Source organism: Proteus sp. G2618 (assembly GCF_009915995.1).
Classification (GTDB): domain Bacteria; phylum Pseudomonadota; class Gammaproteobacteria; order Enterobacterales; family Enterobacteriaceae; genus Proteus; species Proteus terrae.
Genome location: NZ_JAABNI010000023.1, coordinates 24,222 through 49,840, shown reverse-complemented (window position 1 = coordinate 49,840; position 25,619 = coordinate 24,222). Strand labels below are relative to the sequence as shown.

General features: G+C 37.9%; 23 protein-coding genes. 13 read left to right on the top strand and 10 right to left on the bottom strand.

From position 1 onward, the window contains the following. Positions 1-180 precede the first annotated feature (180 nt). From glpT to GWJ01_RS12360, 6 genes are all read left to right on the top strand, one after another. Entirely contained in the window at positions 181-1,533 is a 1,353-nt protein-coding gene (gene glpT / locus GWJ01_RS12385; protein WP_109402848.1) for a glycerol-3-phosphate transporter, read from the top strand. A gap of 135 nt (positions 1,534-1,668) precedes the next feature. Then, positions 1,669-2,748, top strand: a complete 1,080-nt coding sequence (gene glpQ / locus GWJ01_RS12380; RefSeq protein ID WP_098941255.1) for a glycerophosphodiester phosphodiesterase — start codon at positions 1,669-1,671, stop codon at positions 2,746-2,748. Between the two features lie 258 nt (positions 2,749-3,006). After that, positions 3,007-3,564, top strand: a complete 558-nt coding sequence (locus GWJ01_RS12375; protein ID WP_161711152.1) for a LemA family protein — start codon at positions 3,007-3,009, stop codon at positions 3,562-3,564. Positions 3,565-3,600: 36 nt separating this feature from the next. Next, complete coding sequence (locus GWJ01_RS12370; RefSeq protein ID WP_109402850.1) at positions 3,601-4,674, top strand: hypothetical protein; 1,074 nt, start codon at positions 3,601-3,603, stop codon at positions 4,672-4,674. A gap of 9 nt (positions 4,675-4,683) precedes the next feature. Continuing rightward, the gene (locus GWJ01_RS12365) at positions 4,684-5,226 is read left to right on the top strand and encodes a LemA family protein (RefSeq protein WP_109402851.1); all 543 of its coding nucleotides are present in this window, start codon (positions 4,684-4,686) and stop codon (positions 5,224-5,226) included. Continuing rightward, positions 5,223-5,636 carry a hypothetical protein gene (locus GWJ01_RS12360; protein WP_109395363.1) on the top strand — a complete coding sequence of 138 codons (414 nt, stop codon included), beginning with the start codon at positions 5,223-5,225 and terminating at the stop codon, positions 5,634-5,636. Before GWJ01_RS12365 ends, GWJ01_RS12360 begins: the two co-directional genes overlap by 4 nt. 45 nt (positions 5,637-5,681) lie before the next feature. Here the strand turns inward: GWJ01_RS12360 and epmA are convergent, their stop codons facing one another. Further along, positions 5,682-6,659, bottom strand: a complete 978-nt coding sequence (gene epmA, locus GWJ01_RS12355; protein ID WP_098941260.1) for an elongation factor P--(R)-beta-lysine ligase — start codon at positions 6,657-6,659, stop codon at positions 5,682-5,684. 943 nt (positions 6,660-7,602) lie between these two features. Between epmA and frdA the strand changes: the two genes are divergently transcribed. The 4 genes from frdA to frdD are packed head-to-tail and all read left to right on the top strand — an operon-like array spanning position 7,603 to position 10,910. Continuing rightward, positions 7,603-9,399 (top strand): fumarate reductase (quinol) flavoprotein subunit, encoded by a 1,797-nt coding sequence (frdA, locus tag GWJ01_RS12350; protein WP_109395364.1) that lies wholly within the window; start codon positions 7,603-7,605, stop codon positions 9,397-9,399. Continuing rightward, a complete protein-coding gene (locus tag GWJ01_RS12345) occupies positions 9,392-10,129 on the top strand; it encodes a succinate dehydrogenase/fumarate reductase iron-sulfur subunit (RefSeq protein ID WP_075672948.1) in 738 nt (245 codons plus the stop codon). Before frdA ends, GWJ01_RS12345 begins: the two co-directional genes overlap by 8 nt. Before the next feature lie 14 nt (positions 10,130-10,143). Beyond that, a complete protein-coding gene (gene frdC / locus GWJ01_RS12340; RefSeq protein ID WP_088493866.1) occupies positions 10,144-10,536 on the top strand; it encodes a fumarate reductase subunit FrdC in 393 nt (130 codons plus the stop codon). Between the two features lie 14 nt (positions 10,537-10,550). Continuing rightward, a complete protein-coding gene (gene frdD / locus GWJ01_RS12335; protein ID WP_006535438.1) occupies positions 10,551-10,910 on the top strand; it encodes a fumarate reductase subunit FrdD in 360 nt (119 codons plus the stop codon). Between the two features lie 65 nt (positions 10,911-10,975). Here the strand turns inward: frdD and sugE are convergent, their stop codons facing one another. From sugE to hydN, 4 genes are all read right to left on the bottom strand, one after another. After that, complete coding sequence (gene sugE, locus GWJ01_RS12330; RefSeq protein WP_069368216.1) at positions 10,976-11,290, bottom strand: quaternary ammonium compound efflux SMR transporter SugE; 315 nt, start codon at positions 11,288-11,290, stop codon at positions 10,976-10,978. A 131-nt stretch (positions 11,291-11,421) separates the two neighbouring features. Continuing rightward, a complete protein-coding gene (gene hybG, locus GWJ01_RS12325; protein ID WP_036933156.1) occupies positions 11,422-11,712 on the bottom strand; it encodes a hydrogenase maturation factor HybG in 291 nt (96 codons plus the stop codon). A gap of 8 nt (positions 11,713-11,720) precedes the next feature. Beyond that, the gene (gene hypA, locus GWJ01_RS12320) at positions 11,721-12,062 is read right to left on the bottom strand and encodes a hydrogenase maturation nickel metallochaperone HypA (RefSeq protein ID WP_075672946.1); all 342 of its coding nucleotides are present in this window, start codon (positions 12,060-12,062) and stop codon (positions 11,721-11,723) included. A gap of 72 nt (positions 12,063-12,134) precedes the next feature. Beyond that, positions 12,135-12,692 (bottom strand): electron transport protein HydN, encoded by a 558-nt coding sequence (gene hydN / locus GWJ01_RS12315; RefSeq protein ID WP_036914782.1) that lies wholly within the window; start codon positions 12,690-12,692, stop codon positions 12,135-12,137. Positions 12,693-13,096: 404 nt separating this feature from the next. Here hydN and GWJ01_RS12310 point away from each other — a divergent pair, with 404 nt between their 5' ends. Both GWJ01_RS12310 and GWJ01_RS12305 read left to right on the top strand, forming a co-directional pair. Then, positions 13,097-14,710, top strand: a complete 1,614-nt coding sequence (locus GWJ01_RS12310) for a sigma 54-interacting transcriptional regulator (RefSeq protein WP_161711151.1) — start codon at positions 13,097-13,099, stop codon at positions 14,708-14,710. A 172-nt stretch (positions 14,711-14,882) separates the two neighbouring features. Next, entirely contained in the window at positions 14,883-15,770 is an 888-nt protein-coding gene (locus GWJ01_RS12305; RefSeq protein ID WP_109395368.1) for a 2OG-Fe dioxygenase family protein, read from the top strand. Between the two features lie 22 nt (positions 15,771-15,792). On the opposite strand, the gene GWJ01_RS12300 is transcribed toward GWJ01_RS12305, so the two are convergent. The 4 genes from GWJ01_RS12300 to fdhF form a co-directional block, all read right to left on the bottom strand. Next, positions 15,793-16,569, bottom strand: coding sequence for a MurR/RpiR family transcriptional regulator (locus tag GWJ01_RS12300; protein WP_109402855.1), 777 nt, complete (start codon positions 16,567-16,569; stop codon positions 15,793-15,795). 108 nt (positions 16,570-16,677) lie between these two features. Beyond that, positions 16,678-18,039, bottom strand: a complete 1,362-nt coding sequence (locus GWJ01_RS12295) for a 6-phospho-alpha-glucosidase (protein WP_109402856.1) — start codon at positions 18,037-18,039, stop codon at positions 16,678-16,680. A 14-nt stretch (positions 18,040-18,053) separates the two neighbouring features. Beyond that, positions 18,054-19,631, bottom strand: coding sequence for a PTS transporter subunit EIIC (locus GWJ01_RS12290; protein WP_109395371.1), 1,578 nt, complete (start codon positions 19,629-19,631; stop codon positions 18,054-18,056). A 301-nt stretch (positions 19,632-19,932) separates the two neighbouring features. After that, positions 19,933-22,077, bottom strand: coding sequence for a formate dehydrogenase subunit alpha (fdhF, locus tag GWJ01_RS12285; protein WP_109395372.1), 2,145 nt, complete (start codon positions 22,075-22,077; stop codon positions 19,933-19,935). Between the two features lie 531 nt (positions 22,078-22,608). Between fdhF and eptB the strand changes: the two genes are divergently transcribed. After that, a complete protein-coding gene (gene eptB / locus GWJ01_RS12280; RefSeq protein ID WP_109402858.1) occupies positions 22,609-24,300 on the top strand; it encodes a kdo(2)-lipid A phosphoethanolamine 7''-transferase in 1,692 nt (563 codons plus the stop codon). A gap of 82 nt (positions 24,301-24,382) precedes the next feature. Here eptB and GWJ01_RS12275 read toward each other — a convergent pair whose 3' ends face one another. Then, positions 24,383-25,579 carry a lactate oxidase gene (locus tag GWJ01_RS12275; protein WP_109395374.1) on the bottom strand — a complete coding sequence of 399 codons (1,197 nt, stop codon included), beginning with the start codon at positions 25,577-25,579 and terminating at the stop codon, positions 24,383-24,385. Positions 25,580-25,619: the final 40 nt, after the last annotated feature.

The following is a 25,619-nucleotide window of genomic DNA, read 5'->3' as shown; positions in this document are numbered from 1 at the left end:
CATATCACTCAAAATTGCACATCTTGAAAAATTATTCGACAACTGAGTAATACCTCACAGTAAATTTGATTGTATAAGTTTACTATTAAGTTCGTTAAAGAAAATTTTTTGATAACTTCACTGTTCGTTTTGTCATTATTTAATATCAACATATTAAAATAAAAGCCATCGGAGGCTAATATGTTAAGTCTGTTTAGACCTGCGCCACATAAAGCGCGTTTGCCAAAAGAGCAGATAGATCCCGTCTATCGTCGTCTACGTTGGCAGATCTTTATGGGGATTTTCTTCGGTTACGCTGCTTATTATTTAGTAAGAAAAAACTTTGCGTTAGCAATGCCTTATCTTGTAGAAGAGGGATTCTCAAAAGGGGATCTAGGTTTTGCGTTATCAGGGATCTCTATTGCTTATGGTTTCTCTAAGTTTATTATGGGATCGTTCTCTGACCGCGCTAACCCACGTTATTTCTTACCTGCAGGTCTTATTTTAGCATCTTTAGTGATGTTAGTTATGGGCTTTGTTCCATGGGCAACTTCGAGCATTATGATTATGTTCGTTCTGTTGTTCCTTTGTGGTTGGTTCCAAGGTATGGGTTGGCCTCCTTGTGGACGTACCATGGTTCACTGGTGGTCACAGAAAGAACGTGGCGGTATCGTTTCTATCTGGAACTGTGCGCATAACGTCGGTGGTGGTTTACCTCCGTTACTGTTCTTATTAGGTATGGCGTGGTTTAACGACTGGAAAGCAGCGTTATATATGCCAGCATTTGCGGCAATCTTAGTTGCAATGATTGCATTCGCATTAATGCGTGATACCCCTCAATCTTGTGGTTTACCTTCAATTGAAGAGTACAAAAACGATTATCCACCTGATTATAAAGAAACTGACGAACAAGAACTGACAGCAAAAGAAATCTTTATGAAGTATGTGTTCCCTAACAAACTTCTGTGGATGATTGCAATTGCGAACGTGTTCGTTTACTTACTACGCTATGGCGTGCTGGATTGGTCACCAACTTATCTGCGTGAAGTAAAACACTTCGCAATGGATAAATCATCATGGGCTTACTTCTTATACGAATACGCAGGTATTCCGGGCACACTGCTGTGTGGTTGGATGTCGGATAAAGTGTTCAGAGGTAACCGTGGTGCAACAGGTGTGTTCTTCATGACCTTAGTCACTATCGCAACTATCGTATTCTGGATGAACCCAGCGGGTAACCCGAATGTTGATATGGCGTGTATGTTAATCATCGGTTTCTTAATCTACGGTCCTGTTATGTTGATTGGTCTGCATGCTCTTGAGCTTGCACCGAAAAAAGCAGCAGGTACAGCAGCAGGCTTTACCGGTTTATTCGGTTACTTAGGTGGTTCTGTTGCGGCGAGTGCTATCGTAGGTTACACAGTTGACTACTTCGGCTGGGATGGCGGCTTTATGGTCATGATCGGCGGTAGTGCACTGTCTGTTGTGTTATTACTTATCGTGATGGTTACCGAAACCAAACACAAACGTGAAATGCTTCAGAAATACGAATAATCGCTAACTGATTATTTATGAAATTAGCTAAATCTCATCTCTAAAAACCAAGCCACATCAACTGTTTTGATGTGGCTTTTTTATTGCCAACTGTACATAACTTTATTGTACGTAGAATTAAAATGGAGCAGCTTTATGAGTACATCTTTTAGAATAAAACCGTTAGTTGCAGGCGTTCTTTTAACTCTATCCTTAAGTGCAATCGCACAAGCGGCAAGTGATAAGGTCGTTATCGCTCACCGTGGTGCAAGTGGTTATTTGCCTGAACATACGCTTCCTGCCAAAGCATTAGCTTATGCCCAAGGTGCAGATTATCTAGAGCAAGACTTGGTGATGACCAAAGACAACGAATTAGTTGTTTTACATGACCACTATCTTGATCGTGTAACAGATGTGGCTGATCGTTATCCTGATAGAGCAAGAAAAGATGGCCGTTACTATGCTATCGACTTTACCCTTGAAGAAATTAAGGGACTGAAATTTACCGAAGGTTTTGACATTGTTGATGGTAAAAAAGTCCAAAGTTATCCAAACCGTTTCCCTATGGGCAAATCGGATTTCCGTGTACATACTTTCCAAGAAGAAATTGAATTTATCCAAGGTCTAAACAAATCAACAGGTCAAGATATTGGTATTTATCCTGAAATCAAAGCACCTTGGTTCCATGAACAAGAAGGTAAAGACATTACCACTAAAGTACTGGAAGTACTTAAACAGTACGGTTATACGAAAAAAACCGACAATGTTTATCTACAATCATTCGATGCTAACGACCTAAAACGCATCAAAACAGAATTGATGCCAAAAATGGGCATGGATCTAAAACTTGTTCAGCTAATTGCTTATACCGACTGGAATGAGACATATGAAAAACAGCCTGACGGTACATGGACAAACTACAGCTATGAGTGGATGTTTAAGCCGGGTGCAATGAAAGAAATTGCAACTTATGCTGATGCTATTGGCCCTGATTATCATATGTTAGTTGAAGCAGATTCAACGCCAGAAAAAATCACCTTAACGGGTATGGCAGCAGATGCTCACGCGAATAAACTAACCATTCATCCGTTTACTGTTCGTATTGATAAACTTCCTAAATACGCCAAAGACGGTGATCAACTTTACGACATCATTTATAACCAAGCGGGTGCTGAAGGTGTCTTTACAGACTTCCCTGATTTAGGAGTTAAATTCTTACAAAAACAAGCTAAATAATTCAAGGTGTAGCTAGGCTACAAATAAATGAAACACTAGCCACATACATGAGTATGTGGCTAGTGCTAGTGATACAGTCAACAATGCTATAACTTGAAGTATGACAAGTAGATACTCTTTCTTGTAAGATTTGCGCCCTTTCTGATTGTATATTTCTTCATCTTTCTCTAACTTACTCAAATAATTTAATTAAAAAATCATAATCACTTTTTAATTTAGCTATCATTATTTATTAAATATTTAGAGGAAGGGATCATTATGACAATAATGGCTATTATTTTGCTTATTCTTATCGTTCTTTTTATTGGTTGGGGAATTTCAATTTACAACCGTCTTATTGCGATACGTAATCAAGTAAGTAATCAGTTTGCGAATATTGACGTTATTTTAAAACAAAGAGCCGACCAAATTCCTCAATTAATGGCAGTAGCTGAAAAAGCAATGGAACACGAAAAAAGTGTATTTATTGCATTAAGTGACGCAAGACAACGCTATTTTAAAGCGCAAAATATTAATGAAAAAATCAGCGCAACAAATGAGATGAATACAGCACTACGAGGCATGATTGCCCTTGCTGAAAATTACCCGACGTTAATTTCAGGTGAACAACTCGCATTACTTCAAACTGGTGTTAGTGACGTAGAAAATAAAATTGCTCAACGTCGTGAAGGTTTTAATGATGCAGCGACTCACTACAACACCGCAATAGAAATGTTTCCTGATAGCTTAATTGCCGGCCTTTTCCGCTTTGAGCGTATGCAATTATTAGAAATACCAAAAGAAGAAATGAAATTTGAAGGTATCAGATTTAAATAACAATAAGTTAAATAACCGCATTAAGGATAAATTGCAGTGTTAATTTATTTTTTTATCGGCAGTGCTGTTGGCGCATTAATCTATTTTTTACGCAGTAAACGAGCTCAAAAAAAGAAGAACAATTTGGGTATTGTTCCCTTTTTAGGGATCGCTTTTGCTGCTGGAAATTATCTGTTTTTTTCGCGAGGAAATGACCTTTATCCTAGTGGTGAAGACTCTGTTGTTAACCTTATCTCCTGTATTGCATTCGCTGTCATTTTGATATTTTCCTATGGTATTTCAAATCATATTGGAAATATTGGTGAAAAGGCGATAAAAAATTATCATCAATTACAAATGGAAGGTGAGTCTAAATTTTCAGCATTGATTAACACCGTATTTATTAGCCTGTTACTGCTCTTTTTAAGCTTTGGCTTTTTTATTGACCATAGATTGTTCTTTTTAAGTTTCGTTTTAATGTTCGTTTATCAAATTGCCAAAAAAACACCAGAAAAGCGTTTTTTACGTTTTCAAAAAATTCTAGCGACATCTAAAATTCGCTCTTTAGCCATTGGGCTTGTTGAAATTGAAGGCAAGATAACTGCGGGTAAAAAACTCACAAGTCGCCTGGGTAAAAAAGAGTGCTATGGCTACTGCTATTATGAATATGACATATCCACAGATAAAGAAGGTAAGAAAAGCTATCGCCAAACACTCTGTGACAAAAAGATCAACAATTTTACTATGACTGATGATACAGGCTCGGTTCAAGTTCTTGCAGCTGACAAACCTTTAGTTCACCTTGGCATCGATCCTCACCAAGATCTGGAATATAACAATAAACGTTTTAAGGAGTACATCTTAGAAGCTGATACCACTTATTTATTAATAGGTAATGCAGAACCTATCAATGATGAAGTTGTTATCACACACAATGCTCCTCACTATCTATTAGGTTTATCACCACAAGATTATGTTGTCCGTTGGAACAAAGCACGCCCTTTTCGTCGTAACTCGGCCATCATCGTTATTATTGCTCTTTTTGTTATCTTATCCATTCTAGTGATACCAATGGATTACCAAAATGGCATCCTAACACTTTATTTTAATAGCACCTCTTCATCTTGGTAATTGATTAATATGGAATGGCTTATTTTCATCATTTTTATTCTCGCTTTGGTTTATTTTTTAATACGCCAATTAGTGATGATTTATAACAACATGGTAATGCTAAAGAATAATTGCTATAAAGCCTTTGCAAATATTGATGTTTTATTAAAAAAACAAGCCGATTTGATCCCCATGTTGATAGTAATTACACAAAAAGCGATGGATCATGAGAAAGCCTTATTTGAAAAATTAGCTGAAAATAGAGAGCACTATTTACGCGCAGATGTATTAGACCAAAAAGTTGATTTAGCTAATCAGTTATTACCTCAAATAAAAAAATCACTCATCATTGCTGAAAAATACCCTGAACTTATCAGCGGAAAAAATTTACACGTATTACAAGCACAAGCTAAAGAGTTAGAAGAGTGTATTGCAGATAGACGTGAATTTTTTAATCAATCCGTCACACTCTATAATACTGAAATACATATATTCCCTAATGTATTGTTTAAATTGATTTTTAATTTTAAAGATATCCCTCTTTTCTACCCTAGTAGGGAGGCAACTTCATGATAGAAATTCCTTTTTCATTTTTTGGTATCACCGATTGGATATTAGGTCTTGGTGATCCCATCATGATTATTATGCTTGCCACTTTTGGTACATTATTTTCAATGGCGATTATTTTACCATTAATGAGTATTACTCCTTTAAAAAAATATATGCCACAAATTGCAGGTGGGTTATTTAGCTCGGTATTTGTCAGCTTAATGGTCTTGATTAGTTTTAATTTAATACTCGGTGTTAACTCGGCATTAAAACTACTTTTAATCTGGTGGGTTATTTTATTTTCATGTATTACGTATTGGTTTATTAATTATCGCTATATGAAAGACGTAACAGGGAATAAATTTGCGAAGTTTCAAGAAAAAGCGCTTGAAGCAGAAGAAAAGCGAAGGCAAAACCGAAAATCAAAAAAATAAAAGAGAGCCTAGACTCTCTTTTTTAATTCTCATCGATAGATGAACTTATGCTCTGTAAACAGGAAAGGCAATGATATCGCTAATATGCTCTAAACCAAGCGCCAACATAATGAGACGATCAACGCCTAAAGCCACACCAGAACACTCTGGTAATCCCGCTTCAAGAGCCGCTAAAAAACGCTCATCAATAGGTTGCTCTGGTAATCCCATTGCCACTCGCTGACGGTTATCACGTTCAAAACGATGGCGTTGCTCTTGAGCATCCGTCAACTCACGAAATCCATTCGCTAATTCAACACCTTTAAAATAGACTTCAAAACGCTCTGCTACACGATGATCTTCAGAGCTAATTTCAGCTAATGAGGCTTGTGACGCAGGGAAATGATAGATAAACGTTGGCTTTTCTAAACCGATATGAGGTTCAACCCCAGAAACAAATAGCAATTGAAGTAGTGTATCTTTATCTTCTTCAGTATCTGCAATATTTGATAAATCCAGTTTTGCAGCCACTTCACGTAATTTTTCTTTATCAACAGATAAAGGGTCGATATCGAGATAACGCAAGAATGCTTGTTGATAAGAGAGTGACTCTGATGTTTCACAATCTAAGACTTCTTGCAGTAGATCATCGACTTCATTCATCAACCGGTACATATCAAAACAAGGTCGATACCACTCTAGCATCGTAAATTCCGGATTATGATATCTACCGGCTTCCTCATTACGGAAGCAACGCCCCATTTGATAAATCGGCCCACTGTTTGCAGCTAATAAACGCTTCATGTGGTATTCAGGGCTTGTCATCAAATAAAGTTTCAGCCCTTGAGAAGCGCCTGGCCCCACAAATTGGGTTTCAAATGGGCAAAGATGAACATCGGTAACGGTAGCCTGACTCATCATAGGCGTTTCAACTTCTAACACACCACGATCAGCGAAAAAACGCCTAATATTACTGACTATTTTCGCCTTTTTTAGCAAGTTGGCGATTGAGGCGCTTGGCTGCCAATCCGCGATTTCACTCATGAACGAAAAACTCCAACAGAAAACAAAGCGTGCAGTTTACTCGCATCCTCTTCAACAGACAAATTTCTCCTAATAAAGAAGGGTTTCATTTTATATTTTTTCATTAATCTTTTCATTTTTTAAGTAAAAACACATAAGACAAATAAATGTAATTCTACAAAACATCTACTTTTTGGCACTTTTTATCGTTTAAATAAACACCTATTTAGAGTAAGAAACTCAGTGAGTTTTCACTATTTTTATAATAGTAGTTAATTAGAATAATTCTTTTTCTCAATTAAAAATAACAATAAACTAACACTATGCTTATATTTAAATAGCCAAATTCATCTAAACTTCAATGTTAACTTTCTATTTAAATCTACGTATTTTGATTAGTATTAAAAACCTTTAGAAATATTATTAATATTTTATTAACAATTAACAAGACAAACCGATTTGTTTTAGATAAATAGTAAAAAATTTATTTTAAATTTTTTAATCGGTTTTTATTAATTTAAATTAGACTTAAGAACCATAAAAACATTTACACATTAAAATCAATCACTTATAAAAAACCATTGTCATTTTCAATTAAAGTTATCTATACTTTCAAAACAAGCTATTCATTACTATTTATAATTTTCAATTTAGAAAAATATATTTTATTTGAACTTCAAGTTTCTCTGGCAGCTTATTATCAAAACCCAGAATTCTTGGCGTGGATCACACTTTTTTTGCGAAATACGGGAAAACCATCATTCATATCAAATTTCGGAGCCCTACATTTCGTTATACTAAAATTACAGTCAATGATAATAAAGATGTTATCAAGCGCAGTCACAAGGCAGTGAAACAATTTCGTTACGGATAGCTTAAAAAAATAGCATTACAAATTAATAATGTCAGTGAATTGAATTCTAGACAATTATTCCAATTTTCACTTGAACAATGGAGAAGCGCAGTGCAAACCTTTAATGCCGATATAGCGATAATCGGAGCCGGGGGCGCAGGCTTACGAGCAGCAATAGCTGCAGCGGAAGCGAATCCTCAACTGAAAATTGCTCTGATCTCAAAAGTTTACCCAATGCGTAGCCACACCGTGGCAGCAGAAGGTGGATCAGCAGCAGTGACTCAGGCTCACGACTCCTATGATTTCCACTTCAATGATACCGTTTCAGGCGGTGACTGGTTGTGTGAACAGGATGTCGTAGATTACTTCGTTGAGCATTGTCCAACAGAGATGACTCAACTAGAACTCTGGGGCTGTCCTTGGAGCCGTAAAGAAGACGGGTCAGTCAACGTCCGACGTTTTGGTGGGATGAAGATCGAACGGACCTGGTTCGCAGCCGATAAAACCGGCTTCCATATGCTACATACCCTATTCCAAACATCCTTAAAATATCCACAAATTCAACGTTTCGACGAACACTTTGTTCTCGATATTCTTGTTGATGAAGGTCACGCTCGTGGTCTTGTTGCGATTAATATGATGGAAGGTACGAAAGTTCAAATTCGTGCTAACGCTGTCATTATGGCAACAGGTGGTGCAGGACGTGTTTATCGTTTCAATACCAATGGCGGTATTGTTACTGGTGATGGTATGGGTATCGCTTTACGTCATGGCGTTCCACTGCGTGATATGGAGTTTGTTCAATATCACCCAACTGGCCTACCAGGTTCAGGTATCCTGATGACCGAAGGTTGTCGTGGTGAAGGTGGTATTCTGGTCAATAAAGATGGCTATCGTTATCTGCAAGATTACGGCCTAGGACCGGAAACCCCATTAGGTAAACCAGAAAATAAATACATGGAATTAGGCCCTCGCGATAAAGTTTCTCAAGCTTTCTGGCATGAGTGGCGCGCAGGTCGTACCATCAAAACTCACCGTGGTGACGTTGTTCATCTTGACTTACGTCATCTGGGTGCGAAAAAACTTCATGAACGTCTGCCATTTATTTGTGAACTGGCAAAAGCGTATGTGGGTGTTGACCCAGTTAATGAACCAATCCCTGTTCGTCCTACTGCTCACTACACTATGGGTGGTATCGAAACTAACCAACAAACTGAGACTCGTATTAAAGGTCTGTTTGCTGTGGGTGAATGTTCATCTGTTGGCTTACACGGCGCTAACCGTTTAGGTTCTAACTCACTGGCGGAGCTGGTTGTATTCGGTCGTCTTGCAGGTGAAGAAGCGGTTCGTTGTGCTCAAGAAGCAGCACCTGCTAACGCATCAGCATTAGATGCTCGTACTCGTGATATCGAAGATGGCCTGAAAAAACTGATGAACCAAAAAGGTTCTGAAAGCTGGTCACAAATTCGCGATGAAATGGGTGAATCAATGGAAGAAGGTTGCGGTATCTATCGTACACCTGAATTAATGCAAAAAACCGTTGATAAACTGGCTGAATTAAAAGAACGTTTCAAACGCGTTGAAATTAAAGACACCAGTAGCGTCTTTAATACAGATTTACTGTACAAAATTGAGCTTGGCTTTGGTTTAGATGTCGCTGAATGTATGGCTCATTCCGCAATCAATCGTAAAGAGTCTCGTGGTGCACACCAACGTCTTGACGAAGGTTGTACTGAGCGTGATGACGTGAACTTCCTGAAACATACTCTGGCGTTCTATAACCCAGAAGGTGCCCCTCGTTTAGAATATAGCGATGTGAAGATCACGAAGTCTGCTCCTGCTAAACGTGTCTATGGTGGTGAAGCGACTGCACAAGACAAGCAGAATAAGGAGAAAGCGAATGGCTGATGACATGAAGCACATTAAAATGGAAGTCATGCGCTATAACCCAGAAACGGACGAAGCGCCTCATTTCGTCACTTATGATGTTCCTTATGATGAGCAAACCTCATTACTGGATGCATTGGGTTATATTAAAGACAATTTAGCGCCTGATCTTTCTTACCGTTGGTCTTGCCGTATGGCGATTTGTGGCTCTTGCGGCATGATGGTCAACAAAGTGCCTAAATTAGCTTGTAAAACGTTTATTCGTGAATATCCAGACGGTGTAAGAGTTGAAGCACTGGGTAACTTCCCAGTTGAGCGTGACCTTGTTGTCGATATGACTCACTTTATTGAAAGCTTAGAAGCGATTAAACCTTATATCATCGGTAATGATCGTAAGCCTTCAGAAGGGACGAATAAACAAACTCCTGCTCAAATGGCGAAATACCACCAATTCTCTGGTTGTATCAACTGTGGTCTTTGCTATGCAGCATGTCCGCAGTTTGGTCTAAACCCAGAGTTTATTGGCCCAGCAGCGATTACATTAGCTCAACGTTACAACACAGATAGTCGCGACCATGGGGCAAAAGAGCGTATGCCTCAGTTAAATGGTGAGAACGGTGTCTGGTCTTGTACCTTTGTTGGCTACTGTTCTGAAGTCTGTCCAAAACATGTGGATCCTGCTGCCGCTATTCAGCAAGGTAAAGCAGCCAGTGCGCAAGACTTTGTCATTGCGATGCTGAAACCACGTTAAGGAGGAAACAAGACATGACAACAAAACGTAAGCCTTATGTTCGTGGCATGCAACCAAACTGGTGGACGAAACTTGGATTCTATCGTTTCTATATCACCCGTGAAGGGACTTGTCTGCCACAACTTTGGTTCAGTCTGGTTGTACTGTTTGGTGTATTCGCACTAAAAAATGGACCAGAAAGTTGGGCAGGTTTCGTTGGATTCCTGAGCAACCCAATTGTAATGCTGATTAATATTGTGACCCTGATTGCAACGGTCTTCCACTCTGCTACTTGGTTCAAACTTGCACCAAAAGCAGTGGTTATCGTAGTTAAAGATGAAAAAATGCCACAGGAACCTATCGTTCGTGGTTTCTGGGGTGTCACAATCGTTGTTACTGCCGCTATTCTGGCAGTGGCGTTAATTTAACCCAGGAGGAAATAATGAATCAGAATCAACTTCCTAAGCGCTCTGATGAACCTATTTTCTGGGGATTATTTGGTGCAGGTGGTATGTGGAGTGCGATTGTTTCTCCAGCAATCATCATCCTGCTCGGTATCCTAATCCCTATGGGTATTGCGCCAGAAGCATTTACTTACGAACGTATTATGGCATTTAGCCAAAGCATCATTGGTCGTCTGTTCTTACTGCTAATGATTATTCTGCCAGTTTGGTGTGCATTACACCGTATTCACCATACTCTGCACGATTTTAAAGTGCATGTACCTGCAAGCAAATGGGTATTTTATGGTGGTGCAGCAATTATCAGCGTTATCGCTATCATTGGTGTATTTACACTGTAATTGATTAATACGTAAGATAAAAAGCCACTCAATTGAGTGGCTTTTTTATGGAAAACTGATGATAATCAACTCGCTAATTTTAGCCCAATAATACCGAAAATAATCATAGCTAAACTGAGTAAACGATAGATATTCGCGGACTCACCAAAGACCAAAATACCAAAGATTGCGGTACCCACTGCGCCAATACCAGTCCAAATTGCATAAGCCGTACCCGCAGGCAAGCCTTTCATGGCATAAGACAACATTCCCATGCTCACAACCATAGCACTAATGGTAATAATACTTGGTGTTAGACGCGTAAAACCGTGTGTGTACTTAAGGCCGACAGCCCAAACGATCTCTAATAAACCTGCGATAAAAAGGATAATCCAAGACATAACATCCCCTACTCGATAAGTTGGGGTCGTCCCCTGAATACAAAGACAAAAAGCTGGGTCGTCCCAGCTTTCAAAAGATGAAGGTCAAGTATAAGAAAAAGAAATTAATCGTGCAATAGTACAAAACTAACTCAGTTTTTCTTCGGTGCACCCTCTTCACCATAAAGAAAAGCAGAAACATCGTCTTCCACTTCGCCCATTGCCATCAAAGCATCCAGAGTCTCTTTTGCTTCTTCTTCATTGACGATACTCATGGCAAAACCAACATGCACCAGCACCCATTTACCAATCATCGTATGAGGCTCACCTTCGCAGACTAGCGCAATATTCACTTCTCGTTTAACGCCACAAACATCGACCATCGCATTTTCAGTGATTGTTTTTCCAACTTCAACAACTTGACCTGGAATACCAAGACACATAACAACCCCTATTCGATCTCTATTTGCTTTATTCTCATTGAATCGTCATTTTCAACGCGCATATTCTGGCTACCACAAGATGGGCAACCAGCATTAAAAGTTGAAACAGTAACAACTTGATGACAATCCCAACACCATGCTTTTGCGGGGATAACCTCAATATGTAATTCACAGCCTTGAGCAAGGGTATCTCTACAAACAATATCAAAGCAAAATTCAAGTGCGCTGACTTCAACACAAGATAATGCGCCAATTTCCATCCATACGCTTTTTACTTTTTTTGCATTATTTAATTTAGCTTGAGAATCTATTATCTCAAATGCGCTCTGGCAAAGCGTGATTTCATGCATGTCGATACCTTATTGAAGCAGGATAAATAATAGCAACTATAGTATCAGCACATAGTTGCTTTATTATTGATCTTAGAACAACAATTCAGCACCGGTTTCAAAAGCTGCTTTACGACGACGCTCTTTAACCATCTCTTCAAGTGCATCTCTATCAATACACACTAAAGCATGAGTTGGGCAAACTTCAATACATGCAGGGCCCGCTTCGCGGTGGTGACATAAATCACATTTGTTTGCTTCTGCTTTAAATGCTTCAATCGCATTCAGCGCAGTTGATTTACGCATAACTGGACGAGAAACCACTTCCATCGTGCCATAAGGACAAGCCAGCACGCAGGTTTTACAGCCGATACATTTTTCCTGATCGACATAGTAATAATCTTTGTTATGAATAATAGCGCCATTTGGACACACATTGGCACAAGGGGCATCTTCACATTGGTGACAAACAACTGCTGTACTGATTGAGAATCCTTTAATCACATGAATTCTAGGTTGAAAATTTTGCTCACTAATTTGGTCAATGGCTAAATTATCTTGGTCTGCTTGCTGATGTGACACGACACAAGCTACTTCACAAGTATGGCAACCAATACATTTTTTAGGGTCTGCAATGATGAAACGGTTCATCATATTCTCCTGCTTTTTGTTATATATAGCCGTTATATATGGCGATAAATGCAACGAGTTATTCTAATTAAGAATAATAATTAGAGTATCAATAGAATGAATCTAGCACGGTTCATGCCAATATATTTTTGATATAACTATTCCTTATTTTTCAATTAAATAATTTTCAAATAAAAATGATTATTAATTAATAAATAAGTCACTTCGTCAAATTATTCGACAATTTTGACGATAAAATAAATCGCTATATATTTTATTACATATTGATTTAATACGTTTATATTCTTAAGTTTCATTACATATACAAAAATAGCGGGTTGGATCAAAGATGATTCAGTCATTGATATAAATTTATTATAAACCTACTACAATATAGCTAATTTTTTAGGGCAATCGGTGGTGTCATGAAATTAAGCAGTAACAATGCTGAAACTATGGAGAGCCTTCGTAATGAGCGTAACCAATATCGAATATTGGTTGATATCACAAATTCTGTATTAGCTCATCTAGACATGGATGGTCTTATTTCTGAAGTCTCTAAAGAAATACATCGTTTTTTTGGACTGAACCATATTAGTCTTATGTTATGCCGTACCTCATCACAAAATAGTAATGAAGGTATTCTTTATTCTAGTCGTTATCAGACTGGGAAATCCGTTATTCGTCAACAACGTAAATTTAGTAGCGCGAATAACAAAGCCGAAGAAATTATTAATCAGAATAAACCTGTCTTAATTGATATTAATAAAGAAGATCAGGAAGATGTTTTGATTAAGCGTCTAGTTAAGCAAAATATGCAGACGGCTTTGTTATTGCCACTGGCTTTTAATCATAAACCTCTCGGTTTATTAATTTTAGCGCATGAAATAGGAAGTGTTTTTACTAACGATACTTGCCAATTGCTTCAACAAATTGCGGCACGTATTGGTATTGCCATTGAAAATGCCGCCGCTTATGAAGAGATAACGCATTTAAAAGATAGTTTAAAGAATGAAAATATTTGGCTTAATGAACAGATAGATAATAATGCATGCTTTAGTGAGATTATTTATCAAAGCGATGCTATGCATAATGTGCTCGAACAAATTGAGTTAGTAGCACAAAGTGATAGTACCGTTCTTATATTAGGTGAAACAGGTACTGGTAAAGAATTAATCGCACGCGCTATTCATAGTCTAAGTCAGCGAAAAAATAAGACGATGATAAAAATGAACTGTGCGGCAGTACCTTCTGGTCTTTTAGAAAGCGATCTCTTTGGTCACGATAAAGGCGCATTTACAGGTGCAACAAATACGCATATTGGTCGATTTGAAATGGCGGATAAAAGTACGCTATTTCTAGATGAAATTGGTGATATGCCCATTGAATTACAACCTAAACTGCTTCGTGTTCTTCAAGAGCGCGAAATAGAAAGATTAGGCGGTAATAAAGTTATTCCTGTGGATGTCAGGCTTATCGCGGCAACCAATAAAAATCTCCATGATTTAACAGATGAAGGTGAATTTAGAGAAGATCTTTATTATCGCCTTAATGTTTTTCCTATTATTATTCCGCCACTAAGAGAGCGACCTGAAGATATTCCGCTTTTAGCAAAACATTTCACGCAAAAAATTGCGCGAAGAATGGATAGAAAAATAGATTGTATTCCAGCTAATGCATTGGAACAATTAACACTTTATCCGTGGCCGGGTAATGTTCGTGAACTTGAAAATATTATTGAACGTGCAGTTATTTTAACACGAGGTTCAACACTAAACCTTCAGTTAAAAGAGCTTCATATTAATAAGCCCTCTCGTTTAAAACAGGTGCTATCTCAACCTTCATCTATTGAAAAGCGTATGCAAACTAATGCGCCAGAAAGTGATGATGAGGAGCGAGAAAGGATCATTCAAGCGTTAAGAGAAACTAATGGTGTGGTTGCTGGTGCTAGAGGCGCTGCTTTAAAATTAGGATTAAAAAGAACAACGTTATTATCACGGATGCAACGTTTAGGTATTTCAATTCCAGAAATACTTTAATTTTGATCTAATTACTTAATTATTTTAAGAGAGTGTAATTAATTTATTACACTCTCTATTTTTTATATTTGAAACTTATTAATCTACATCTATAATTCACATGATTATATTTTATTAGTTATTCCCCTAATTAATTATTAATAATATAAACCATCAATGGAGCATATTATATATGAATAACCTGCTTATAAATAAAATTAATGAAATAAGAAAAAAATACAAAAATAATAAATATGTTTTTATTCCTCAAAATATTGTAATTGATTTAATAAAACAATTAGGTGCTGAAGAAAAAGATATTAATGCACTAATGGAATATGGTGACTATTTAGCACAAGATCCAACGCTTTCATTTCGTCACTCTCGAACTGGACGCTACCTTTTTGATAATGATATGGAAACGATCTCCAGGCTAGAGTACCAACCTTTTGTTCTCACTGAAGAAGATGGATTTATTCGTGAAGATAGTGGCGCACAAAGGCATTTTAGAGCACTTGATGATCGCTGGCAGAGCAATACAGCTTATCAAGCGATATTAAAATTAAAAATGCTATTAATTCAAGGTAATACATTTACACCACGTCACTTAACAGATCAAAATTCGCCTAAATCAATATCCACTGTTTTCCATTTAAGGTTAATTGCCCAACCAGATTCTTTAAGTGAACTTTCAATTGAAGGCGTTCATAAAGATGGCGTTGATCACACCATGATTGTGATGATGAATAAGAATAACGTTAAAGATAATACAGGTGCTTTACGTGTGCATTCACCGAAAGAAGCCATAGGAACACCTTGGCAAGAAATCAACCCTGAAAATGTGCTTTATGAACACAATAATGCGCAATATCTTGATGTCTTATTAATTGCAGATAATGAATTAAATCATAGTGGTACACCTATTTTTACTCATGATAATAAAAATCAGGCTTACCAAGATTTTATCGTTTTATTATCTCGTTACCCCACAGTTGATGCTCACCCATCACATAAATTCGACTCAATGAATGCACACCCTGATTTATCCTTAACGCTTTATTTAAATCAGTCAGTCGCTTAGTCATAAATCGTTATTACAGCAATTAAAATCGTTGAGCTCGGCTGAGTAACAAATCAATTATCAAGACAAGGTTTGATTCAAAAGACGAGCTCTCAATAGTGTCACTATGATAATTCACTGCATCGTCATAAATGGGGAAATGAATATCAGCAAGTTCAGCCAATGGATTGGCACTTGCACGAGTAAATGCAACAATCTTCATACCAATGCTTTTTGCTATTCTCGCTTTTTCAACAACTTGTTCTGTCTCTCCGCTACGAGATATCGCAATAAAAACCGTATAGCGTGACGCATTATTAATAAAGATATTCTTACTGTCACTCAGTCCAGAAAGAAAAGCATCTTTACCAATCAGCTGTAACCGCTTACTGATATATTCTGAAAAGATATGGGAAAAACCTGCACCATAAATAAAAAATGAGTTCTTACTGTTAATTAAATCAGCAAAAGCTTGTCTTCGTTCATCTGAAATTAAGGTGAAAGTTTTTAAATAATTCGCCAAAAATTGATCAAAAAGAGGCTCTGCTACCTCATTTTCATCACTTTTCAGTTGATGGTATTTTTCAGCCGTGGATAACAACTGTTTACAGTAATACACCAACTCACTATAACCAGAAAAACCTAATTTCTGGCAAAGACGCATAATGGTCGTTGTCGAAACAAAATTGGCTTGTGCAAGTTCTCTAATGGTAAGTTTGCCAACTTGTGTCGGATTATCAATTAAATAGGAGAGGATGCGATATTCTGCACGGGTTAATTCTGTTGCTCTTGATAGTAAAGATGATAATCGTGCCGACATACCTGTTACCTTATTGATACATCGTCCTTACCAACATAAAAGGAAAATGCTGTTCTGGTGATAGAACAGCATTCTTATTCAATTACTCATTAACAGCAAGTCTTGAGATCAAACACGCTTACCATTTACATAAGCTTTACGTAATTCAGGCCAATACTCATGATTTGCTTCAATCATATCATCGAGGATCTTCTTAGCGTGGATCACGCTTGGCACTGTTTTATTCAGTGTGAACGCCTCAAGTGCTTTCTCGTAGCTACCTTCAAGCGTTGCTTCCACTAATAATTGCTCTGATGCCAATTGTTGCTCTAACAAAGTACGATGGAAACGCGGAATGTCGCCAATACGAATAGGCTCTGGCCCGTGAGAAGTGATATATGCTGGCACTTCAACCATTGCATCATAAGGTAAATCTGCAATCGCACCTTTATTTTCAACAATCACTAAATGGCGCTGACGTAAATCAAAAGCTAAAGAGCATGCCACATCAACAATAAAAGCGCCATGAACACCAACGTGGAAAGCATCAGGTAAAATACCGGTCTCTTTGTATTCACGCGCTGCTTCAAACAAGCGTTTTTCACGACCATCCATCACTTCATTTGCACGGGTGTAATCTGGATCTTGATGCTCAACGATATAATTTGGCATCAAGTAATACTGCAAATATGGGTTTGGAATATATTCAGGGAATGCTTCCATTAATGGCTGAATATGACGCCATGTTTTCACCCATGATGGATCTGAGTGTTGTGGATCAGTTTGAGCTGCATCTTCGGTTAAAAGACCGAATTTAGCGATATGTTCACGTAATTCAGGCAGTTTTTCTTCACCTTTTACGCGCACAGAAGTGAACCAACCAAAGTGATTTAGACCAAAGTAGTCCACATCTAAATCATGGCGATCAACGTTTAATACGGCTGCCATATTACGCATCGCTGCAACAGGCATATCACAGATATTCAATACACGAGCATTAGGGCGTAAACGACGTACACCTTCAGCAACGATCGCGGCTGGGTTTGAATAGTTTACAATCCATGCTTTAGGTGAAGCATATTCCTCAACTAAATCAATTAGCTCAACCATAGGTAAAATGGTGCGTAAACCGTAAGCAAGTCCGCCAGGCCCACAGGTTTCTTGCCCTACAACACCATGACGTAATGGGATCTTTTCATCCTGTTCACGCATTTTATATTGACCCACACGCATTTGAGCAAACACGAAATGAGCACCATCAAACGCGGCTTTTGCATCCGTTGTCACTGTAAATTTAATGGTATCACTATGATCACGGATCACTTTTTCAACGACTGGGGCAATGGTATCCTGGCGCTCTTGATCGATGTCGTATAAACGAATTTCACTCAGAGGGAAATCCTCTAAACGTACCATTAAGCTTTTTACTATTCCCGGTGTATAGGTGCTTCCGCCGCCTGCAATACTTAAGATAAAGGGTGATTTAGTCATCTTTCTTTCTCCTATTAAAGTGCGGCTTCGACCGCTTCACGCATTTTTTTCACATGTAATCCATAAACAACCTGAACATTATTACCGTGGCGTACAACGCCTTTAGCACCTGTTTTTTTCAAAATATCTTCATGAATTACATCGACATTTTTAACAATAACTCTTAAGCGGGTATAACAATTATCAACCACTTCAATATTGTCACGCCCACCGAGTCCTTCAATAATCTCCTCACCTAATTCATTGATATTTTGAGTAATTTGTTCAGAGGCAGTGACTGATTCTGCTTTTTTCTTGTAATCTTCTTTGCTATATAAACGCGTCTCTTCATCATCATCTTCACGACCCGGTGTTTTAAGATTGAGTTTTAAAATCAAGGTTCTAAAGATAACGAAATAGAGAACTGACATAATCAAACCCACCACGATATACATAGGCCAATTTGATTTTTCAGTGCCTAACGGCAAGTTATATAAAATGAAATCAATGACACCGTTCGCACCAATCGCATGAACACCTAATAGGTAGAACAGCATCATGCCAATACCGGTTAATACGGCGTGAACTAAAAATAAAACTGGGGCAACAAATAGGAAGGAAAACTCAAGAGGCTCTGTTACACCAAGTAAGAAAGAGGTTGCAGCCGCAGGAATTAAAATTGCCTTCGCCATCTGCTTTTTCTCTTTTTTAGCCACAGAGATCATGGCCGCAGCCGCGGCAGTTAAGCCGAACATTTTAGCAATACCGCGCGCATCCCAAATCACAGTGCTACTGAGTTGTTTAACTTCCGGGCACGCCATTTCAGCAAAGTAGATATTTCTTGCACCTTGGTAAGTTGTGCCACAAACATCAGCAACACCGCCTAATTCGGTATACAAGAATGGGGTATAGACTAAATGATGTAATCCTGTTGGGATAAGAATACGTTCTAAGAATCCATAAATCAGCGCACCAAAAGCACCAGAATCATGAATAACGAGCGCCATTTTAGTAATACCCGCCTGAGCAAAAGGCCAGACTTCACACATTAAAACAGCCAATGCAATGGTGAATGGAATAGCAATAATGGCGACAAAGCAGTGACCAGAGTAGATAGCCATAATGCCGTTAAACTGACGACCTGAATAACGATTATAAAGCCACCCTGATATTGCCCCAGTTAAAATACCGGCAAATACGCCCATTTCTAGGACTTGGACACCTAATACCATGCCTTGACCAGCAGCTCGCATCTCTTCTACGCTAACCAGTTTACCTTGTAGCGTTAGCGTAATATTCATGGCATTCGTGAAAATAACAAACACCACTAAACCAATTAAACCAGCGTAGCCTTTGTCTTTTTTCGCTAAACCAACGGGAATACCCACAGCAAAGATCAGTGCCAGATTGATTAAAATAGCAACAGATGATTTTGCAAGTAATTGCCCAATACTTTGAATAATCGGGTGATTTAAAAACGGAATATATTCCGCAAGGTTGCCATTGCCAAAAACATTACCTAAAGCGATATATAAACCGACAATAGGCAATATCAAGACAGGCCCATATAAGGATTTACCAAACGCTTGTAGGGCATTAATGAGTTTTTTCATACGGTATCTCGTTGTTGTTTTCTTACACTCATTTCCATAACAGCATCCTGCGCTGGCATTAAATAAAAAGCAATTTATCCACTTGATTTAGAAACGGATTACGTTAAAAGTAACATGTTACTTTTTTTATTGTGAGCCAACTCATGGTGAATATTCAGGCAAAAGTTAAGTGATTTTTCGATGATAAGCAGAAGAAAAAAAGACCAGACAACAGTAAAAAAATCATAAAAAAACCGAGCTTACTAACACAAGGTTAATAAACTCGGTCTTAAGGCAAAAAAACAATACTAATTAGGTCAGATTAGCCCTCGGCGGCTTCTCTTAAACGACGTTTAATATTGCTATATTCCGTTTTCACATAGTGTTCTGCCTGAGCCTGTTCCTTGATTGGCTCAACACATACTGCACAATATTTATACTCAGGTGTTTTAGTGATTGGGCTTAAGTTTTCTGCAACTAGTTCGTTACAAGCACCAATCCACCACTGATAAGTCATATATACCGCACCTTTATTTGGTCTATCACTGACCGCAGCACGCGTAATCACTTTACCTTGACGAGAACGTATCCAAACTAACTCTTGATCTTTAATACCCAGTTGTTTGGCATCTTCAGTATTTAACTGAACATAACCTGGCTCATCTGCTAATGCTGCCAATGCTTTACAGTTACCTGTCATTGAACGGCAAGAGTAGTGCCCAACTTCACGGACTGTTGCCAGTACCATTGGGAATTCATCAGACAGTTTGTCAATTGGTGGAGCCCACTCACAAGTAAAGAATTGACCTTTACCATTAGGGGTATCAAAGTTACCACCATCGTACAGATATTGTGTACCTGGGCTATCTTCTGTTGGGCAAGGCCATTGAATATATGCCAAGTCCGCCATTTTTTCGTAAGTCGCACCATAATAAATTGGGCATAGCTCACGCAACTCATCCCAAATTTCTTTGGTATTGTTGTAATGCATTGGATAACCCATTGCTGTAGCCATTAGACTGATAATTTGCCAGTCTGTTTTTACATCACCAACAGGTTCAACGGCTTTATAGAAACGTTGGAAACCGCGGTCTGCTGCAGTATAAACACCTTCATGTTCACCCCATGATGTTGCAGGGAAAATAACGTCAGCAATCGCCGCCGTTTTGGTCATAAAGATATCTTGTACTATCAATAGTTCCAGTTTTTCAAACGTTCTACGAATTGTTGCTAAATCAGGCTCAGTTTGCAGTGGATCTTCACCCATTACATAGTGAGCTTTTAATAAACCGTGATCGATATTATGAGGGACTTCACTTAACGCATAGCCCACTTCATCAGGCATGGATTCAATGCCCCAGAATTTAGCAAATTTCTCACGTGCTTTTTCGTCAGTAACGTATTGATATCCCGGCAGCGTGTTAGGTAATGCCCCCATATCACACGCACCTTGTACGTTGTTTTGACCACGAACAGGACCAACACCGACGTATTTTTTACCTAAATTACCGGTTAATAATGCCAAGCTAGTCAGTGAACGAACCGTTTCAACGCCTTGGTAGAACTGAGTGACCCCCATTCCCCAAAGAATTGTTGCAGTTTCTGCTTTTGCGTACATACGCGCAGCTTCACGAATAATTTGAGCACTTAAACCTGTTATTTCTTCAACGGATTCAGGTGTATAACTTTCAACTAATTTACAATATTCTTCAAACTGCTCGGTGTGATTTTCAATAAAGGATTTATCATGCAATCCTTCCTCAATAATCACATGCGCAATCGCATTTAATAACGCAATGTTAGAGCCATTTTTTAAGCCTAAGTGTAAATCGGCTAAACGTGCTGTTTCGATGTAACGAGGGTCACATACAATAATTTTGGCACCCTTCTCTTTCGCCTTAACAATACGGCGAGCAACAATAGGATGCGAGTCTGCGGCGTTATAACCGAAGACAAATAGACATTTGGTATCCTCAATCTCAACGATTGAGTTGCTCATAGCACCATTACCGACCGAACGCTGCAGACCTGCAACCGAAGGGCCGTGTCAGACACGAGCACAGCAGTCTATATTATTATTTCCGATAACCGCACGAGCAAATTTCTGCATAACGAAGTTAGCTTCGTTACCCGGGCCTCGTGAAGAGCCGGTTGTCATAATAGATTTAGCACCGTATTTCTCTTTGATAGCAAGAAGTTTGCTACTCGCAAACTCAATCGCTTCTTCCCAAGAAACCGATTCTAATTTTCCGCCTCTTTCACGACGGATCATTGGTGTTTTAAGACGTGGAGTCAGTATCTTAGTATCATGGATAAAATCCCATCCATAATACCCTTTCAGACACAGCTCACCTTGGTTTGTTAAACCATTAGCTCCTTCAGCGCCAATGATTTTACCGTTTTCCACCTTCAGGTAGATTTTGCATCCTGAGGCGCAATACGGACAGACCGTGATGACTTTTTTCATCAACATTGCTCCTGTGTTCATCAACTTTCAGGTTATTACCTGATTCTCTCCTCTATCTATGCAGAGAGTGTGCCAAATAAGCACGCTTTTTTACTTTTCTACAACACAATGAAAAATAAAGAAAAATAAAAACCATTGAATGAGTAAGAAAACAATGAAAACCAAAAAAATAGGAAGTACTCGACACTAATGACGATATTTATGTCGATTTGTGTTTCTATCAAATTTCGTTATACATTAACGCTTATAACGTAATAGTACTTATTCATTTCATCTACGAAATCAAAATAATAAATACGCTTTCTTATCTGCCTTTATCCGGCTCTTACCGTATATAATGATGACAACCTTCTAATATCTCTATCAATATCCCTATCTACTAGAACTATTTAAAATTAATAATTTTGATATTAATGTTATTCAAATAAAAAATTTTTAAACTTCAATAAAAAAAAGCACATAATACTGAACCTGAAAACAACTTCGCGGTCATAAAGACCTCTACACCTTATAAATTGATAATAATTGAACATGCAAAAATTAAAGTTTTTAAGGTTTTCGAAAGAAAACATTGCCCTTTTTTTAGCTGTCTACCTTGGTTTTTTTCTTAATCTTTCTGTCTACATTGGCCGATACGGCACACAGAATACAAACAACCCCCTCATTGATGCATTATATATCCTAGGTGAAATTGCGGTTAATATTGCCTTTACCTTCTTCTTATTACGATTACTCTCTTTCTTCGGCACTCTCTTTTTTAAAATAATTACCTCTTTTATTCTCGTCGTGAGTGTTTGTGCTAGTTACTATATTTCTTTTTATGATGTAGTCATTGGATACGGCATTATCATTTCAACACTAACTACAGATACGGATTTATCTAAAGAGCTGGTTAGCCCAAATGTAATTATTTGGATTATTGGTTTATCTGTTTTGCCATTGGCGCTTATTTGGCTATGTAAAAAACCAGAGAAAAATCTAACGACTCAACAAAAGAAAAAAATCTGGATAAAAAACACGGCCAAAATGCTGGTGATTGCGCTGGCTGTTTTTAGCTATTTGAAAACACTCGATTCAAAACAAAAAGCCTATGAAATCAAGAATAACTTAGATTTACCTAGTTATAGTGGGGGTTTAAGTTATGCGTATTTGCCTACAAATTGGATTATTCCATTATTCCAATATGCAATAACGCAGTATGACGATACGTTTAATAGCAAAAATATTTTTGATCCTGCCGATCACTTCACATACCAACCATCAAAGGCTAATGAGGATGTGTATGTTGTCTTTATTATTGGTGAAACAGCAAGATGGGATCATATGGGATTATTAGGATATGAGCGTCAAACAAATCCTCTATTAAGCCAAGAAAAAAATCTTGTTGCCTTTAAAGGTATTTCTTGTGATACCGCAACAAAACTCTCTTTAAAATGTATGTTTGTACGTGAAAATGGAACAGAAAGTAACGATCAACGAACATTAAAAGAGAACAATATATTCTCAGTATTAAGCCAACTAGGTATGTCTTCTGAGCTTTTTTCAATGCAGAGTGAGTTGTGGTTTTACAATAAACTTGATTTAAATAACTACGCAATGAAAGAGATGATGACGGCAAAAAATAGCAACTTTGGTAAAGAGTTGGATGACACTTTATTAATTGCTGAAACGGCGAATGCGGTTTCTCAGCATCCAAAGGGAAATCATTTAGTGATTTTACATACTAAAGGCTCTCACTTTATGTATTCACAACGTTACCCTGAATCATTCAAAAAGTATCAACCTGAATGTTTAAATGTGGATGATGAGTGTACTAAAGAGCAGTTAGTGAATGCTTATGACAACTCTATTCTTTATACTGACTATTTTATTGATGGCGTACTCGACACATTACGCGATAAAAAAGCTATTGTGTTTTATACCTCCGATCACGGAGAATCTATTTCCGAAAAAGGTGGCTTACATGGCACACCAAAAGAAATTGCACCGCCAGAACAATTTAAAGTGCCTTTCTTAGTTTGGATGTCAGATAGCTATTTAGCAGAGCCTGAAAATAAGCAATTATTTGATAACCTAAAACGTAATCAAGATGCAGAGCGCACGTTCTATCATCATAATATTTTCGATTCGATGTTAGGTTGCTTAGGTTATTCATCTCCAGATGGTGGCATTAATAATCAAAATAACCTCTGTTTTGGTGATATGCCATCAACCCAAAACTAAGTTTTCTCAATAGCTAATAGACAAAAAAACCACGCTCGATATTAAGCGTGGTTTTTTATTATTCTTAACTTAAATAAGTTAATTATTGATTAAAACTGGCATCAGTATAAAGTTGAGTGGCTTGAATATCTTTTACTGTTTTCGCCCCACCTAACATCATATTAATTTTTAATTCTTTATTTAAATGTTGGATAACTGAATTTACACCTTCAGCGCCCCCTAAATTTAATCCATAAAGAATTGGACGACCAACAGCGACAATATCTGCACCACTGGCTAATGCTTTAAAGACATGCGAGCCACGACGTACACCACTATCAAAAACGATAGGAACACGTTTATTTACCACTTTTGCTATTGCTGGTAATACATCAATCGTTGCTGGTGCGCTGTCTAATTGGCGCCCACCGTGGTTAGAAACCCAAATAGCATCTGCACCTGCTTTAATGGCTGTATCTGCATCTTCAGGTGATTCGATACCTTTTACAATCACAGGTAAACCAGACATTTTTTTCACATACTGAATATCTGCGGGTGTAAATGCTTGTTTAGCTTGCGCATAAATCTCGCTAATACCAGCCCCTTTACCTGTTTTCGATTTATCATCACTGATTTTTGCAAACGCTTCTAGGTTGGCAAAACCTAATGGGAACTGGAAATTATTTTTCACGTCATCTTCACGATAACCACCCACAGGAGAGTCGATAGTCATAATGATACCTTTAGCACCATATTGTTTTGCTTGAGATAAAATATACTCATTAAAGGCATCATTTTTACTCATATACAACTGGAAGAAGAAAGGATAACCTGGTTGGGCATCTGCCACTTCTTTAATTGTTTTATTACCATAAGTACTTAATGAAAAAATAGAACCTGCTTTTGCCATACCTTTTGCTGTGGCGACTTCACCTTGTTGATGGGCAAGCCCTTGAGCTGCCATCGGTGCCTGAATAATAGGCGTATCTAATTTAATACCCAAAAATTCTGTTTTTAAATCTAAGTCAGAAAATTCGATGCCTTGTAATGAACGAGGCATAATATATTTTTTATCAAATGCAGTCGTGTTTGAACGTAAATTATTTTCGTCTTCAGCACCACCACGAATATAACCGAAAGCTCCTTTATCCATATTCGCTTGGACTTGTGCTTCCATCGCTTTTAGGTTAACTATTTTAATTGGACCTTCTGCGGTACTTGCTTTATATTCATCAGCCTGTGCAACACCCACGCTTAATGCCATCGCAATAGCAGTGGTTTTTAATATTTTGCTTTTCATTTTTTGTTCCATTTGGATTAAAGGCTTATATTCATAAATT